This window comes from Croceivirga sp. ABH4_376, from assembly GCF_056160685.1.
The window spans coordinates 1-12,857 of sequence record NZ_JBSWXQ010000010.1 but is presented as its reverse complement, the minus strand read 5'-3'; the positions used below and the strand labels follow the sequence as shown (position 1 = coordinate 12,857).

Below are 12,857 nucleotides of genomic sequence, written 5' to 3'. Positions count from 1 at the left end.
CAAAAAACAACAATCATGAAAACAATGGACATCACAAAGAAAACAGTATTAGGCATAGGTAGTTTAGCTATCCTTTCAGGAACTTTCGGAATTTTTGCCGGTGTGGCAACAATGACAGTTGCGTTTGCTATTTACACTGGTTTTATACTTATTGGCAGCGTAGTGTTGCATAAAGAAAGTACAACTAATTTTACAAAAGCGTAGTTTATGAAATTAACCATCAACCAATCATTATTACTAGCAGCTGCCATTCTGTTGGCAGCTGTTTTACTTTCTAATGTAGCTAACAATGAACTTATTATTAGTTCTGTAATGCTTTTAGGAGGTATAGGTACGCTGGTTTATACTTTTTTTAAAGACAAAAGGGCGTTACATTGTCTATTCACAAAAGGGAATATCTTTCGTAAGATTTTAGTGCTAATCGCTTTGGCGGCCTTGTGCTTTGGCGTTGGTACGGCAGTAGGTAAAGTTGCCTATCTTTGGATAGGATAATTAGAAAACGGTAACTCATATACATGGCAAAAAGCGTTTGGGATAGGTATAGAAACCTTTTGTTTTGGAGCATTCAAGTAATTTCTTGGGGTGCTATTTTAGGTTTTGCCTATGTGTTTACACCAGATGTAGACGGGTTTAAATCTTCTGGTTTTTTAAAATTTTCTTTAGCAACCAGCTTTGTTATTGGTCTGTTTTGTACCGGATTGCTTAGAGCTTATTTAAAGCGAAAAATTCAATTGAACGATTTTAAAAAGCGCTATTGGCTCTGGATATTTGTTAGTGTTGTGGTTTGTGCTGCCGCTTATGCGTTACTTTCTTACGCTGCGGGTTATTTATCACATCAATTTTTTGAATCTGACGTTACTAAAGTTCCGGATATCTACAAAAATGCCGGTTGGGGCGTAATTATTGCCAATTCTTTTATCACCATTTTAGGTTGGACCATGCTCTACTTTGCTATTAAGTTGATGCTCAAATCTAACCAAGACCATTTAGAACGTACAGAGCTTAACAGCAATTTAAAACAAGCGCAGTTAAATACCCTTAAAGGACAAATTAATCCGCATTTTATGTTCAATAGTTTAAATAACATAAGGGGATTAATGCTAGAAGATGTAGAACGTTCTAGGGATATGATTACCAAATTGTCCGAGATGCTTCGGTATTCTTTGACCCAAAATGCCAAAAACTCAATTGCATTAGAAGAAGAACTAGAAATGGTGGCTAATTACATCGATTTGTCCAAAATCCAGTTTGAAGAACGTTTGCAATTCGTGACTAACATAGCGCCAGAGACCAAGGGTTTGCAAATACCGCCTATGATTATTCAATTGCTGGTAGAGAATGCGGCAAAACACGGTATTTCTAATTTAAAAAACGGCGGTACCATCGCTCTAAACACTAAAAAAGAAGCTGGCGATTTGCTTATAGAGGTGCGTAATTCTGGAAAGCTACAACTAGCAAAAGATGGCACTCATTTGGGACTTAAAAATATTAGGCAACGCTTGCAATTGCTCTATGGTGCAAAGGCCAGTTTTTCACTTACGGAAGCAGGAGATGAGGTAGTGGCTTTAATAAAAATTCCTTTGGTATGATGATAAAAGCGGTCATTGTAGAAGATTCTCGTTTGGCGCGTAATGAGCTTAAAGAGCTATTGAAGAAACACACGGATATTGAGCTTTTAGGCGAAGCAGAAAATGTGGACCAAGGTTTTGAATTGATAAGAGAAACCAACCCAGATTTGCTGTTTTTGGACATTAATATGCCAGAAAAAGATGGGTTTGAGTTGTTGGAAATGTTGGATGAAGTGCCCATCACCATTTTTACGACTGCCTTTGATGAGTATGCTATTAAATCTTTTGAATACAATGCACTAGATTATCTTTTAAAACCCATAAATCAAAAACGGTTTGATAAGAGCATAGAAAAAGTAAAGGGCATTTTGCAAGAAACACAGATAGAAGCAAAAACCAATGCGCCTACTGTTCGCTTAAATCTACAAAGTCAGATTTTTATAAAAGATGGCGAAAAATGCTGGTTGCTAAAGATTGGGGAAATATCGCATTTTGAAATAGTGGGCAATTATACCCGCGTGTTTTTTCAGGACCAAAAACCAATGCTGTATAAATCTTTGCAACAAGTGGAAGATAAGCTACCACAAGAACAATTTTTTAGGGTAAGCAGGCAGCAAATTGTAAATATTGGTTTTATAAAAGAGGTAATTCCGTGGTTTAATGGCAAACTAAAGCTAAGCATGCAAAATGGAGACGAGATAGAAGTATCTCGCCGCCAATCGTATTTGTTTAAAGACAAGTTAAGCTTGTAACTACATACTTTTTAATAGTCCGCCGTCTAACGGAATGTTGGTGCCCGTTAAAAAAGCGGCCTTATCAGAAGCTAAAAAAGTAACCAAATATCCATACTCTTCTGGCCTGCCAATACGCTTTACAGGAACCATGTTCTCCATGGTACTGCGTACTTCTTCTTGGGAAACGTTCATCTTTTCTGCTTTTTTAGCATTTAATTGTGCTATACGGTCCGTATCAAAATATCCGGTAAGGATGTTATTTACGGTTATGCCAAACTGGCCAACATCTAAAGATAAACCTTTGGCCCAAGTGGTCACTGCCGCGCGTACCGTATTGCTCAAGGCCAAATAGTTTAAAGGCTCTTTAACAGAGATAGAAGCTACATTAATAATACGCCCCCAACCATTTTCTTGCATTTTGGGTAACGCCTTCTCCGTGGTGTAGACTACGGTTTTAAATAGCAAATCAAACGCCTGTTGGTAATCGGCTACCGTTTTTTCTAACGCACCGCCTGCAGCAGGGCCCTGTGTATTGTTTACCAGAATGTCTACGGTGTTTTGTTCAAAATAGGCATTTATGATTCGTTGGTAATTCTCAAAATCCGTAAAATCTACTAAAAGATATTGGTGTTGTTGTCCTTGGTCCGTAGGCAGCTCTTTTAATATAGCTAGGAGTTTCTCTACACGATGAGACATTAGGGTTACACTAGCACCACTTGCGGCTAACTCTTTGGCAATAGCCAAACCAATACCGTTAGAGCTACCACCTACCAATGCTTTTTTTCCTTTAACTGATACTTCCATACGCTTATTTATAATCTTCCCTAACTGGGGTAAATACATCCATGAGTTTGCAATGGGTTATAGCTTTGCCCCCATGCGGTACATTAGAAGGGATAACCACTACATCTCCTGCAACATAGGTTTTGCTTTCACCGTTTAAGCTAAATTCAAATTTGCCTGCTACCACATGCATAATTTGTTCGTGAATATGATGGTGTTCTGGCACTATTGCACCGGCTTCTACCTCCCAGAAGGCCCAGCTCAACGCATCGCCATGAATTAATTTACCATGTAGGCCCGGTAGTATTTCTTTAGCTGTTATGTCTTTTAAGTTCATTTTGGTGTTATTTAGCCATCAAGATAAAAATAATCCTAAGACGCATTGGTTATCTTTGGGCTATAATTACAAGGCAATGAAAATACATTTTATCGCTATAGGGGGCAGTGCTATGCACAATCTAGCTTTGGCCCTACAGCATAAAGGATACCAAATAACAGGAAGTGACGATATCATCTACGAACCCTCTAAAAGTAGGTTAGAAAACAAGGGATTGCTACCCTTAGAATTTGGATGGTACCCAGAAAAAATAAACGAATCTTTAGACGCGGTAATCCTCGGGATGCATGCCAAACCAGATAATCCAGAGTTGTTGCGAGCCAAGGAGTTGGGGATTACCATTTATTCTTATCCCGAATTTTTATACGAACAGTCTAAGGACAAAACCCGTGTGGTAATAGGCGGTAGCCATGGTAAAACCACCATCACTTCTATGATTTTGCACGTATTGGCCTATAATAACATAGCGGTAGATTATATGGTGGGAGCGCAGTTAGAAGGTTTTGATAGAATGGTACACTTAACTACGGAAAACGATTTTATAGTTTTAGAGGGCGATGAATATTTGTCTTCCCCCATAGATAGGCGCCCTAAATTTCATTTATATCAACCCAATATTGCCCTACTGTCTGGCATAGCTTGGGACCACATTAATGTTTTTCCTACTTACGAAAACTATGTAGAGCAATTCAAAATTTTTGTAGATGGCATTGTAAGTGGTGGTAGTATTACGTACAATACGGAAGATACAGCAGTAAAAGAGGTGGTAGAAGCTTCTGAAAATACCATTCGTAAATTTCCGTACCAAACGCCAGAATATACCTTGGACAATGGTATAACCTATTTAGAAACAGAAGATGGCCCCATGCCGTTAGAAATATTTGGGCAGCATAATTTAAACAATCTTGCGGGCGCCAAATGGATTTGCCAACAAATGGGTGTAGATGAGGTAGATTTCTATGAGGCTATTTCAACATTTAAAGGAGCCAGCAAGCGTCTGGAAAAAATAGGAGAAAATAAGAATGCGGTAGCTTTTAAAGACTTTGCACATTCGCCCAGTAAGGTAAAGGCCACTACCAATGCGGTAAAAGAACAGTACCCCAATAAAAAGGTATTAGCTTGCCTAGAATTGCATACCTATAGCAGTTTAAATTCTGAATTTTTAAAGGAATACAAAGGAGCCTTACAAGCGGCAGACGAAGCGGTGGTTTTTTATTCACCGGAAGCGGTAAAAATAAAACAGTTAGAAGAAGTTTCTGAACAAGATATTGCAGCTGCTTTTGAGCGCGAAGATTTGGCTATCTATACCGATCCAGCGGATTTTAAAGAATTTCTATTTTCCCATTCCATGGAAAATATGGCGTTATTGCTCATGAGTTCTGGAAATTACGGCGGTTTGGATTTTAAAGAGGTAGCTAAACTATTTTAAAAAAATAAAACCCGTTCCTGATGACTCTTTAGGAACGGGTTTTAACGTTTAAAGAACTGCATTTTAAACGTTATAAGTAATATCGCCAATTTTATTTTTAGCAACCTCCGTCTGTTCCATGCGTTTGTATAAAATATAACTCACCAGAAGCGGAATTAGACAAAGTACTGCAGAGGCCCCGTTACCGTAATTAGATACTAGGTGCGCAATAAAACCTAGGATAAGGTTTAAAAAGAAGCCGGCATAGACCCATTCTATAAACCATCGTCCTTTGTTTAGGATTAAAAGAATTACCCCAATAACTTGTGCCACCCCTAAAATTTCTATTAAATAAGACGGGTAACCCAGTTTTAAGAACGTTTCTGCCACAGCACTATAGTTTACTATTGAGTTTGCTACCGCACCTAATATGGCCAAACAAAATATTCCTAGACTAATTCGATACATTGTTTTATTACTATTCATAACAATACGATTTGGTGCTCTTAAATTACAATGCTAAACGCTTATATATTGCCCAATATAGTTGTGATTTAGGTATGTAACGTTCAAGTGTAAAATAGGTAGGGTAAACCGTGTTTTTTCTATTCCAATGTTTTTTTTAAAAGTTGCAAACCCCTGGCATTTAATTGTTGCATTTGCTTTTTAGTGCCAAATACCCACATAAAAATGGCGTTCACGGTTCCTGATTTTAGCTCAAATTTTTGAATAACCTTGGTGGTATTACCTAAGGGTACAAATAGGTAGGTAAATTGGGGTGCTGCCGTATAGGGTTTTTCTATAGTACATTTAAATACCAGCTTGGCTTGTTCTTCAATAGCTACTAATTCTTGGTAGCCTACATCTTTACCTTGGTTGCCAACCCAGTGGTATTGTGCCCCAATAGTACCATCTGTACCGGTTACGGTTATCTTTTGGGTTGGGTCTATTTCTAAAAAAGGACTCCACTCTGGGAATTTTTCTAAATACCGTACCTGATTAAAAACACGTTCTATCGGTGCGTTAACAGTGATGCTGTTTTCTAAGTAGATTTGTTTGGTATTGTTAGAGGCTATTAGCACCACCACAATAGCTGCCAGTACAACGGATAGTATTATATACATCATCTTTTTCATCTTTAATCTTGCATTGGTATTATAGTTCTTACTTCTACATAACCCCCCAGTTGTAGTATGGGTGAGTTTTGGGCTAAAGCGCAGGCTTCTTCCATAGAATTGGCACTGATGACCATGTTGCCACCAATTATTTCTTTGGATGTTGGTGTACTGCTTTTAGTCTGGTGGCCTACCAATTGTTTATGTTGGCCCAATTGATAAGTGCTCACTAATTTTTCTTTAAGGGCGATGTTGCCAATAAATTTCCCCCAAGCATTAGCTACTGTTTCTTCTTCTTCCGCAGATAGTTTTACGGCATCTGGTTGATACTTAAAAAGCATCATAAATAAAGTCTCGTTTTTCATTTGATTGTTTTTAAATGATTACGAGCCAAAACTAGAAGAGCGTTAACAGAAAAAACTTGTCATAAGACAAGAAAGGCAATTAGATATTGTGGTAGCTAAGCTAAAGGGTCGCTAAACGTTTTAGTGTAACTATTGAAAAAGGAAGGTTTAGGTTTAAGGGAGGGCTACCTTGCGAAAAAGAACTTTTTTAACTCAGTTCTTTTATGAATCTTGTTATTAATCTTTTTCTTTTATAAGTCCGTAAATGATATTTACTAGGAAAAATATTTGTCCAATAATAATAAGCAGTATAATTAACAAGATTGTTATTGTCAGGTTGTTGTTAAATTCATATTCCATTATTTCAGGCCGGTAAAATTTAGTCAAAATCCACACGATTATGCCTCCGCCAAAGGTTAGTGCAATATGAGTCCAGTTTAACCACTTTAATAATTTCCTTTCCGTTTTTTGCATAATCCAATATCCAAAACCAATTATTCCAAAAAGTATTGAAATCAGTATAGCAAAATGCAAATGAGCAATCACAAAATAAGTGTCATGAAAGTTTATGTCAAAAACTGAGTCTCCACTCAAAACTCCAATGAGCATTATTATGGGAATTGAGAGTATAAAAATTAGATATGGTTTTTCAATTAATTTTTTCATTCTTGAAAGGTAAATCAACGATTTGGCGGGGTTACAAATAACCACTGAACTTTTCTAACCCACCTAACACCCTATTTGTTATATAAAGTGGTCTTAACTTTTTTCTGTTCGTTTTGATATGTTGAAAGTGTTATACATTCAATTTGATGTTCAAAATCCTGAACGCCAGATTGAAATTCTGTTATTTATAAATAAGTTACTTGTTTTCTCTGTAGTCATAATCACCAAAAATGGCTAACATTTTTTTGCCCCTTCCATTGTCTAAATAGAGCATTGCGTCTTTCACATGTTTTTCGGTACCGTCCGAAACCACATCGAATTCTAATGAAACATCTATCATTCCAGTTTCACCGATTGGAGTAATTTCGCCTATTTGAAAGTTCTTAATTTCAGCATCACGTGCAATTGAGTCACTTTCGCAGTACCCCGCAGCTATTTTTTCGTAAACATCTTTCCGAATTTGTTCTTCAAAAGTCATTTTTTTACCGCAAGAGTTGAATACCAATACAGCTAATCCAGTCATTAACAAGTTAATCGCTTTTTTCATTTCTTTGTTTTTATTTGATTTAATCTAATTATAGAGAACGGTAAATTGTATATTTTCGGGGCGGGTTGCGTGGTGCTTTTCTGTCAGACCGAGCTACTGCCTGGGCGGTTTACCAACGCTGAAATATACACTTTAGCTCGCCCTGTATATACAAAACGTTATATGCTAGTTTTTCGTTTGTTATTAGAATTCATTGAGTTTAAAACTTGCTGCGTAATGTCCTTACCGCCTGTTAAGTTAGTGTATAATGAACCAATACTATAAATAGGTCCCCAAGGTATCCCCCACCAGCCAAAGAAAAAAGTTATTAAAGTAAAGCCAAAACTATAGCTTACCGTTGATTCTCCTGCTTTAATAAAATAAATATCACTTCCCCTTTTAAATGTCATTACGATTATAGAAAAACAGTATTTGAAAACAACAAATTTTGCCCCATTACTCAATTCTCTATTAATGTCTGCTACAGAAAGACCTTCAATGTTCTTAATTTCAGCCATATTTTTGATTTAAGTTACCAACTCGTTTATCTTTTCGGTGTCGCCCCGGTTTTTGTCAAGTGGTCTCTAGTCTCCAATTTTTATATTTAGGTAATTGTCAGTCATATCAGATAAGGACTTACATTCCTAATTGTCATTGCTTCCGTCTGTTTGTGTCCACTATGCCGTTTTAAACCTACCCATAAGGTTAAATGTATGGCGAGATGCGCCCAAAAGAGCGCGCACCATACGGTTGGGAATAAAGATAGGAAATCACGGTTGGGAATAAATATAGGAAATTAAACCGTAATTAGCTACACATCTTGTTGTAAAACGTTTTTACTTTCTTTCGTATTCCAGAAAAGTTTGACCTGATCGATTAATGTTGAACTGAGAATTCTCTAACGTTAGTTTTAAGAGATTTCCTGAAAATTCAATTTCCGAGATAGAAATATAAGGTTCACCTCCGTCTCCAGTTGGATCTTCTGTAATTAGAAGGTCATTTTCAATGCGCCATTCATTTACATGGTATCCCTCTCCATGTTCTGAGTCCATAAAATTGGTGTGTTCAGATGTAATAACCTTATCATTATTGACAATTTCATATTCTTGAACAGAATATCTCAAAAAACCAGAAAGAATTATTTTTTGTGGATTTATTGTGAATTCAATTCCATAATCGGTTTCTTCGGGAACAATTTCTTCTATTCGTCCCGTTTGTTCAATTGATGAAAACGAGTCACTATAGTAGTATTTCAAAGTCCATTCTCCAATAATTTTTTCAGAAGCAGAAAATTCTTGATTTATAGAGCTGTTGTCAGATTCACAAGAATAAAAAATGCTTAACAATAGTAAAAAAAGTATATTTTTCCTCATTATATTTTTTCTCAAATATTACACAACGTTTCTTTTATGTTGCGTTTGCCTGCCGAAGGTGGCATGTGCAATAAACAAATTGTTATGTGCTTTTTTAATTGGTTATGAATCTATTAAATGATTGCCAATATTTGTCTTTATAAACATCAAAGTCTATCTCAATTCTATTTTTATATTCGTTTTTGATGTTGTGAAGTACTTTAGATGGTTTTCTAAAGTCAATACAAGCAAAATAAACTTCTCTTATAGAATTCGCTGTTTGTCTCCCAATATTTAGATATCCGTCAGAATCTTTTAATTCAAGCATTATCTTTTCTTCTATTTCATTTAAAAGTTGATAATCGGAATCATTTGGCATTCCATTATTATTTCCCCCGTCATATTTAATTTCCAATACTGAGACCCAAGGATGTGAAGCTTTACTGTCCCAGTTCAATAAATCTGAATTTACTGTCGCAAGTAATGGCAGCCCATTTTTTAATGTAGCTTCTAGGCTTGAGTAATTATCATCGTTTGTATTGTGTCTTAGTCCTTTATATTTCTCCACGAACTCTTTCTCTCTCCAGATTAGAAAATCTTTTAATTTTGAAATTGGGATAAGTTCTTTTTCTGCTTGATTCTTTGAAATTACTTTCAAGTTATCAATAGTAGTTACCGAGTTTAATTCTCCAAGATAATTATCCAGAAAAATATACGTACCATTTACTATAGTTGATTCATTTTGTTTATTGTATTCATTATGAGCAATTACAATATCAATTTCATCAGGATAATTTTTATGGTCAATAGAATAAAATGATAAATTTTCGCTGTCAAAAGTATAACCCGCCATATCAATTCTTACATTTTCTATATCAAGTGCTGGTTTTAACGCGGTGAATTTCCAATTGGTAATTTTAGGTGCCTTTTGAATAAGTTCTTCGACGAAAACAATATTTTTAATTGCTCCATCTGGTGTAATGACTAATTCAGAAGTATTCTCGTCATACATTCCAGCCAGATACCAGAATCCATCTTTTAATTCATTTAGTTTTGGAGCTAACTTATCGAAGAAAACTTTGTTTATGTTGCCTTGGTTTTTTAAAACCTTATGAAATTTTTGTTCGTTTTGTTCAAACCAATTCCAGAAATCGGCGTATGAGTTTATTGGTTGCTTTTTGGTGTTAAATAGTGATTTTAAAAAACTCATATTTATTAGTTCGTTTTCTTTTAGTCTTGCAAATAACAATCAGATATCCGTCATAAAACGCATATCTGTTTTGTATAAAACTACTAAAATTTAAGTTGGCAAACGCTCCTTTTTTTAGCTACGGTTTTGATACATCAAAAGTAGTCTCTTACTTCAATAGCTTTTTGTAAATAGTAACATGCAGAAAAATAATTGTAGCTGGGGCAAATGCGGGGATAAAACAGTAGGGGAAGGTGGTAAGAATATCCACTCCCATGGTGCCCGTTTCTATATTCCATTTGGTCAATAACACTGCGGTAAAAGAGGTGGCAAGTATATCTAACAAACCAAAGGTGTTCCAAATCCAAGTTAAGCGTTTGGCATAGCTTTTATTTTGCCTAATTGCGCTAGCTACAAATAGGGAACTCAATGCGGTGATAATATCTCCCGTGCCAGCAATAAGCGCAAACGTCTTGGGTAGGGTATCTAACACCCAAAGCACTATAAAAAAACCTCCAATTAATCTAAATAGATGCAATTGTACCCAAGCTGTTAGGGGCGTGTTCTGTACTAGTTTTTTATAAAATGTAGTTTGATGGATTATTACAAGGTAAAAAGCTAAAAGCGGTAGCGTGGTTAATACAATGATTCTGGGAGGTAAGCTTAACTCATTAAAATACCCGTTGTATTGTAGTAGGAGCACGCCCAATAGAAAAAAGAGATAAAACAACAGAACCAATACGCCATAGGTGTTACTGCTATACTGGCGTACCAGCTGCACAATTAGGAATAGCGGAGCCAAAAACGCTATTAAAAATAAAATGTTTAGCCCTAACGGCACTTGGTCTGTAATCATGGTTAAGGTGATTTTGCTATTTCTTTTCTAATTCTACTTAAAGACGTATCCGTAATACCTAGATAGGTTGCCAAATGTTTTAAGGGGGCATGTTGCAGCAACGCTGGTTGCTGCTGCATTAAACGCAAATACCTATCCTTTGCGGGTTCTGCAATTACTGCTAGGGAATGGCTTTTTAGCTCAAAATAGCTGTTAACTAATCGGGTGCGGCCCACTTCTCTAAAGGCTTCAATATGAAATAACTTCATAAAGTTGGCGAAGGTAATACGCCACGCTTTGCCTTCTGTGAGCGCTACTATGCGCTCTTTACATGGCTTTTTTAAAAAATAGGCATTCCAGTCGATTACAATATCCAGTGGGCAGAAAAATTTGGTGGTAATATCATTGCCGTGTGTATCGTAAATGGAAGACCGTAAATAACCGCTTTCCAAGAAATAATAGTAATTGGCGGTTTTGCCACTTTCAATCAAGGTGTCATTTTTAGCAAAGTCGACTTCCGTAAATTGTGCTGTAATCAGTTGTAAATCTGACTCCGAAAAGTTTTCTGGTTTAAAAATTTGATGCAAGAAACAGGTGCTATCCATTTACACGCCAAATTGTTTAAAATGGTGGTCTAAATGTTTGTACTCTAATTGTCCCCATTGGTCTTTGGTAAAAGTGCCAAAGAATGGGTGCGGATTCCATGTTTCTCTTGTTTTTACCTCGTGGCAATCGGTTATAAGTGCTTTCAGTTTTTCAATTTCGGTAGTAAAATCTTTTTCTTCCCTAGCAACCAATTGGGGTGCGGTTGGCAGGTTTTTACGCCAGGGTTTATCATTATATAACGATTTTTTAAAAAACCACCTTGCCAAAAAAAACTTACCGTTCACCTTTGTTTTTTTATTCGTTACCGCTAGTTGTAACGGGTATTGGCAATGCCAAGCCATTTGTGCGGCACTCATTTTGCCCCAACCGCGTGGAGAATCTGGGGTAAGTTGGTTGGCTCTTGCCATTAGTTCTTCGTAAGCTTCGGTATCAAAAATAGATTTCATAAGGTGCTGGTATTTAGTGCTTCAAATTACAAAATAGCGATAAATTATCTGGGCAAAAATTAAATTTCGGTTATATTTAGCCTATGCAAGAAAAAGCACAATCGTTTTCCATAAAACACTGGTCAGACGATGATAAGCCTAGAGAAAAATTAGTAGCAAAAGGTAGAACGGCCCTTTCAGATGCGGAACTTATTGCCATACTTATTGGTTCTGGCAATAGGGAAGAGTCTGCCGTAGAATTGTCTAAACGTATATTGGCTGCCGCGGATAACAATTTAAACGAACTTGGAAAACTAAGTATAAAACAATTAATGCAATTTAAAGGTATTGGTGAAGCTAAGGCTATTAGCATAGCTGCGGCCTTGGAAATTGGCCGTAGGCGTAGGGGAGAAGCGGCGGCAAAAATTACCAAGATTACCTGCAGCAAAGATGTTTTTGATTTGTTACAACCTTTGCTGGGCGATTTACACCATGAGGAATTCTGGATTGTTTACCTAAACAACAGCAATAAAGTGCTATTTAAAGAACAACTGAGTAAAGGTGGTATTACGGGAACCTTGGTAGATGTACGGTTGGTCATGAAAAATGCTTTGGAGCAAGGAGCCTTGGGGCTTATTCTAGCCCACAATCACCCCTCTGGTACACTAAAAGCCAGCACGGCAGATAAACAAATTACCCAAAAATTAAAAACAGCTGCTGAGGTGTTGGACATAAAAGTATTGGACCACTTAATTATAACCCAAACCGCTTATTTTAGCTTTGCAGATGAAGGGGTGTTGTAGTTTGGATTGGGGTGGCTTATGGGTTTATTGAATAATAAATGGAGGATGTTTTGCTAATTAGCTAAAAAAATACAGCTTACCATCAACCATCAACCATCAACCATCAACCATCAACCATCAACCATCAACCATCAACCATCAACCATCAACCATCAACCATCAACCA

General features: G+C 36.6%; 19 protein-coding genes. 6 read left to right on the top strand and 13 right to left on the bottom strand.

The window, feature by feature from the left end; all coding sequences use genetic code 11:
- The first annotated feature begins 15 nt into the window (after window positions 1-15).
- Genes ACXAGS_RS14900 through ACXAGS_RS14885 form a run of 4 tightly spaced genes read left to right on the top strand, consistent with a single transcriptional unit; the run spans window position 16 to window position 2,320 of the window.
- On the top strand, window positions 16-204 hold the full coding sequence (locus ACXAGS_RS14900) for a hypothetical protein (RefSeq protein WP_474907885.1): 189 nt from the start codon (window positions 16-18) through the stop codon (window positions 202-204).
- Window positions 205-207: 3 nt separating this feature from the next.
- A complete protein-coding gene (locus ACXAGS_RS14895) occupies window positions 208-492 on the top strand; it encodes a hypothetical protein (protein ID WP_474907884.1) in 285 nt (94 codons plus the stop codon).
- 23 nt (window positions 493-515) lie between these two features.
- Entirely contained in the window at window positions 516-1,589 is a 1,074-nt protein-coding gene (locus ACXAGS_RS14890; RefSeq protein WP_474907883.1) for a sensor histidine kinase, read from the top strand.
- Window positions 1,586-2,320 (top strand): LytR/AlgR family response regulator transcription factor, encoded by a 735-nt coding sequence (locus ACXAGS_RS14885; protein ID WP_474907882.1) that lies wholly within the window; start codon window positions 1,586-1,588, stop codon window positions 2,318-2,320. The genes ACXAGS_RS14890 and ACXAGS_RS14885 overlap by 4 nt, the downstream gene beginning before the upstream one ends.
- Here the strand turns inward: ACXAGS_RS14885 and ACXAGS_RS14880 are convergent, their stop codons facing one another.
- On the bottom strand, window positions 2,321-3,106 hold the full coding sequence (locus tag ACXAGS_RS14880) for an SDR family oxidoreductase (RefSeq protein WP_474907880.1): 786 nt from the start codon (window positions 3,104-3,106) through the stop codon (window positions 2,321-2,323).
- A gap of 4 nt (window positions 3,107-3,110) precedes the next feature.
- Window positions 3,111-3,422 (bottom strand): cupin domain-containing protein, encoded by a 312-nt coding sequence (locus ACXAGS_RS14875; protein ID WP_474907879.1) that lies wholly within the window; start codon window positions 3,420-3,422, stop codon window positions 3,111-3,113.
- Window positions 3,423-3,498: 76 nt separating this feature from the next.
- On the opposite strand from ACXAGS_RS14875, the gene ACXAGS_RS14870 reads away from it, so the two are divergent.
- On the top strand, window positions 3,499-4,851 hold the full coding sequence (locus tag ACXAGS_RS14870) for a UDP-N-acetylmuramate--L-alanine ligase (RefSeq protein ID WP_474907877.1): 1,353 nt from the start codon (window positions 3,499-3,501) through the stop codon (window positions 4,849-4,851).
- Between the two features lie 63 nt (window positions 4,852-4,914).
- On the opposite strand, the gene ACXAGS_RS14865 is transcribed toward ACXAGS_RS14870, so the two are convergent.
- The 11 genes from ACXAGS_RS14865 to ACXAGS_RS14815 all read right to left on the bottom strand — a co-directional run bounded on the left by ACXAGS_RS14865 (window position 4,915) and on the right by ACXAGS_RS14815 (window position 11,909).
- Window positions 4,915-5,316 (bottom strand): DoxX family protein, encoded by a 402-nt coding sequence (locus tag ACXAGS_RS14865; RefSeq protein ID WP_474907876.1) that lies wholly within the window; start codon window positions 5,314-5,316, stop codon window positions 4,915-4,917.
- A 119-nt stretch (window positions 5,317-5,435) separates the two neighbouring features.
- Window positions 5,436-5,957, bottom strand: coding sequence for an SRPBCC family protein (locus ACXAGS_RS14860; protein WP_474907874.1), 522 nt, complete (start codon window positions 5,955-5,957; stop codon window positions 5,436-5,438).
- A gap of 11 nt (window positions 5,958-5,968) precedes the next feature.
- The gene (locus tag ACXAGS_RS14855; protein WP_474907872.1) at window positions 5,969-6,310 is read right to left on the bottom strand and encodes a YciI family protein; all 342 of its coding nucleotides are present in this window, start codon (window positions 6,308-6,310) and stop codon (window positions 5,969-5,971) included.
- Between the two features lie 216 nt (window positions 6,311-6,526).
- A complete protein-coding gene (locus ACXAGS_RS14850) occupies window positions 6,527-6,955 on the bottom strand; it encodes a cbb3-type cytochrome c oxidase subunit I (protein ID WP_474907871.1) in 429 nt (142 codons plus the stop codon).
- Window positions 6,956-7,151: 196 nt separating this feature from the next.
- Window positions 7,152-7,478 carry a hypothetical protein gene (locus tag ACXAGS_RS14845; protein WP_474907869.1) on the bottom strand — a complete coding sequence of 109 codons (327 nt, stop codon included), beginning with the start codon at window positions 7,476-7,478 and terminating at the stop codon, window positions 7,152-7,154.
- 182 nt (window positions 7,479-7,660) lie between these two features.
- The gene (locus ACXAGS_RS14840) at window positions 7,661-7,999 is read right to left on the bottom strand and encodes a hypothetical protein (RefSeq protein WP_474907867.1); all 339 of its coding nucleotides are present in this window, start codon (window positions 7,997-7,999) and stop codon (window positions 7,661-7,663) included.
- A gap of 318 nt (window positions 8,000-8,317) precedes the next feature.
- A complete protein-coding gene (locus tag ACXAGS_RS14835) occupies window positions 8,318-8,854 on the bottom strand; it encodes a hypothetical protein (RefSeq protein WP_474907866.1) in 537 nt (178 codons plus the stop codon).
- Between the two features lie 94 nt (window positions 8,855-8,948).
- Window positions 8,949-10,043 carry a DUF695 domain-containing protein gene (locus ACXAGS_RS14830; RefSeq protein WP_474907864.1) on the bottom strand — a complete coding sequence of 365 codons (1,095 nt, stop codon included), beginning with the start codon at window positions 10,041-10,043 and terminating at the stop codon, window positions 8,949-8,951.
- 148 nt (window positions 10,044-10,191) lie between these two features.
- Complete coding sequence (locus ACXAGS_RS14825) at window positions 10,192-10,878, bottom strand: hypothetical protein (RefSeq protein WP_474907863.1); 687 nt, start codon at window positions 10,876-10,878, stop codon at window positions 10,192-10,194.
- Between the two features lie 2 nt (window positions 10,879-10,880).
- Entirely contained in the window at window positions 10,881-11,462 is a 582-nt protein-coding gene (locus ACXAGS_RS14820) for a Crp/Fnr family transcriptional regulator (RefSeq protein WP_474907862.1), read from the bottom strand.
- Window positions 11,463-11,909 (bottom strand): DUF1569 domain-containing protein, encoded by a 447-nt coding sequence (locus ACXAGS_RS14815; protein ID WP_474907860.1) that lies wholly within the window; start codon window positions 11,907-11,909, stop codon window positions 11,463-11,465.
- 83 nt (window positions 11,910-11,992) lie between these two features.
- Here ACXAGS_RS14815 and radC point away from each other — a divergent pair, with 83 nt between their 5' ends.
- Window positions 11,993-12,691, top strand: a complete 699-nt coding sequence (radC, locus tag ACXAGS_RS14810) for a RadC family protein (RefSeq protein WP_474907858.1) — start codon at window positions 11,993-11,995, stop codon at window positions 12,689-12,691.
- Window positions 12,692-12,857 lie beyond the last annotated feature (166 nt).

Bases quoted from the DNA above. Each gene is read 5' to 3' on its own strand.
- ACXAGS_RS14900 (WP_474907885.1), top strand. From the start codon at position 16: ATGAAAACAATGGACATCACAAAGAAAACAGTATTAGGCATAGGTAGT.
- ACXAGS_RS14895 (WP_474907884.1), top strand. From the start codon at position 208: ATGAAATTAACCATCAACCAATCATTATTACTAGCAGCTGCCATTCTG.
- ACXAGS_RS14890 (WP_474907883.1), top strand. From the start codon at position 516: ATGGCAAAAAGCGTTTGGGATAGGTATAGAAACCTTTTGTTTTGGAGC.
- ACXAGS_RS14885 (WP_474907882.1), top strand. From the start codon at position 1,586: ATGATGATAAAAGCGGTCATTGTAGAAGATTCTCGTTTGGCGCGTAAT.
- ACXAGS_RS14880 (WP_474907880.1), bottom strand. From the start codon at position 3,106: ATGGAAGTATCAGTTAAAGGAAAAAAAGCATTGGTAGGTGGTAGCTCT.
- ACXAGS_RS14875 (WP_474907879.1), bottom strand. From the start codon at position 3,422: ATGAACTTAAAAGACATAACAGCTAAAGAAATACTACCGGGCCTACAT.
- ACXAGS_RS14870 (WP_474907877.1), top strand. From the start codon at position 3,499: ATGAAAATACATTTTATCGCTATAGGGGGCAGTGCTATGCACAATCTA.
- ACXAGS_RS14865 (WP_474907876.1), bottom strand. From the start codon at position 5,316: ATGAATAGTAATAAAACAATGTATCGAATTAGTCTAGGAATATTTTGT.
- ACXAGS_RS14860 (WP_474907874.1), bottom strand. From the start codon at position 5,957: ATGATGTATATAATACTATCCGTTGTACTGGCAGCTATTGTGGTGGTG.
- ACXAGS_RS14855 (WP_474907872.1), bottom strand. From the start codon at position 6,310: ATGAAAAACGAGACTTTATTTATGATGCTTTTTAAGTATCAACCAGAT.
- ACXAGS_RS14850 (WP_474907871.1), bottom strand. From the start codon at position 6,955: ATGAAAAAATTAATTGAAAAACCATATCTAATTTTTATACTCTCAATT.
- ACXAGS_RS14845 (WP_474907869.1), bottom strand. From the start codon at position 7,478: ATGACTGGATTAGCTGTATTGGTATTCAACTCTTGCGGTAAAAAAATG.
- ACXAGS_RS14840 (WP_474907867.1), bottom strand. From the start codon at position 7,999: ATGGCTGAAATTAAGAACATTGAAGGTCTTTCTGTAGCAGACATTAAT.
- ACXAGS_RS14835 (WP_474907866.1), bottom strand. From the start codon at position 8,854: ATGAGGAAAAATATACTTTTTTTACTATTGTTAAGCATTTTTTATTCT.
- ACXAGS_RS14830 (WP_474907864.1), bottom strand. From the start codon at position 10,043: ATGAGTTTTTTAAAATCACTATTTAACACCAAAAAGCAACCAATAAAC.
- ACXAGS_RS14825 (WP_474907863.1), bottom strand. From the start codon at position 10,878: ATGATTACAGACCAAGTGCCGTTAGGGCTAAACATTTTATTTTTAATA.
- ACXAGS_RS14820 (WP_474907862.1), bottom strand. From the start codon at position 11,462: ATGGATAGCACCTGTTTCTTGCATCAAATTTTTAAACCAGAAAACTTT.
- ACXAGS_RS14815 (WP_474907860.1), bottom strand. From the start codon at position 11,909: ATGAAATCTATTTTTGATACCGAAGCTTACGAAGAACTAATGGCAAGA.
- radC (WP_474907858.1), top strand. From the start codon at position 11,993: ATGCAAGAAAAAGCACAATCGTTTTCCATAAAACACTGGTCAGACGAT.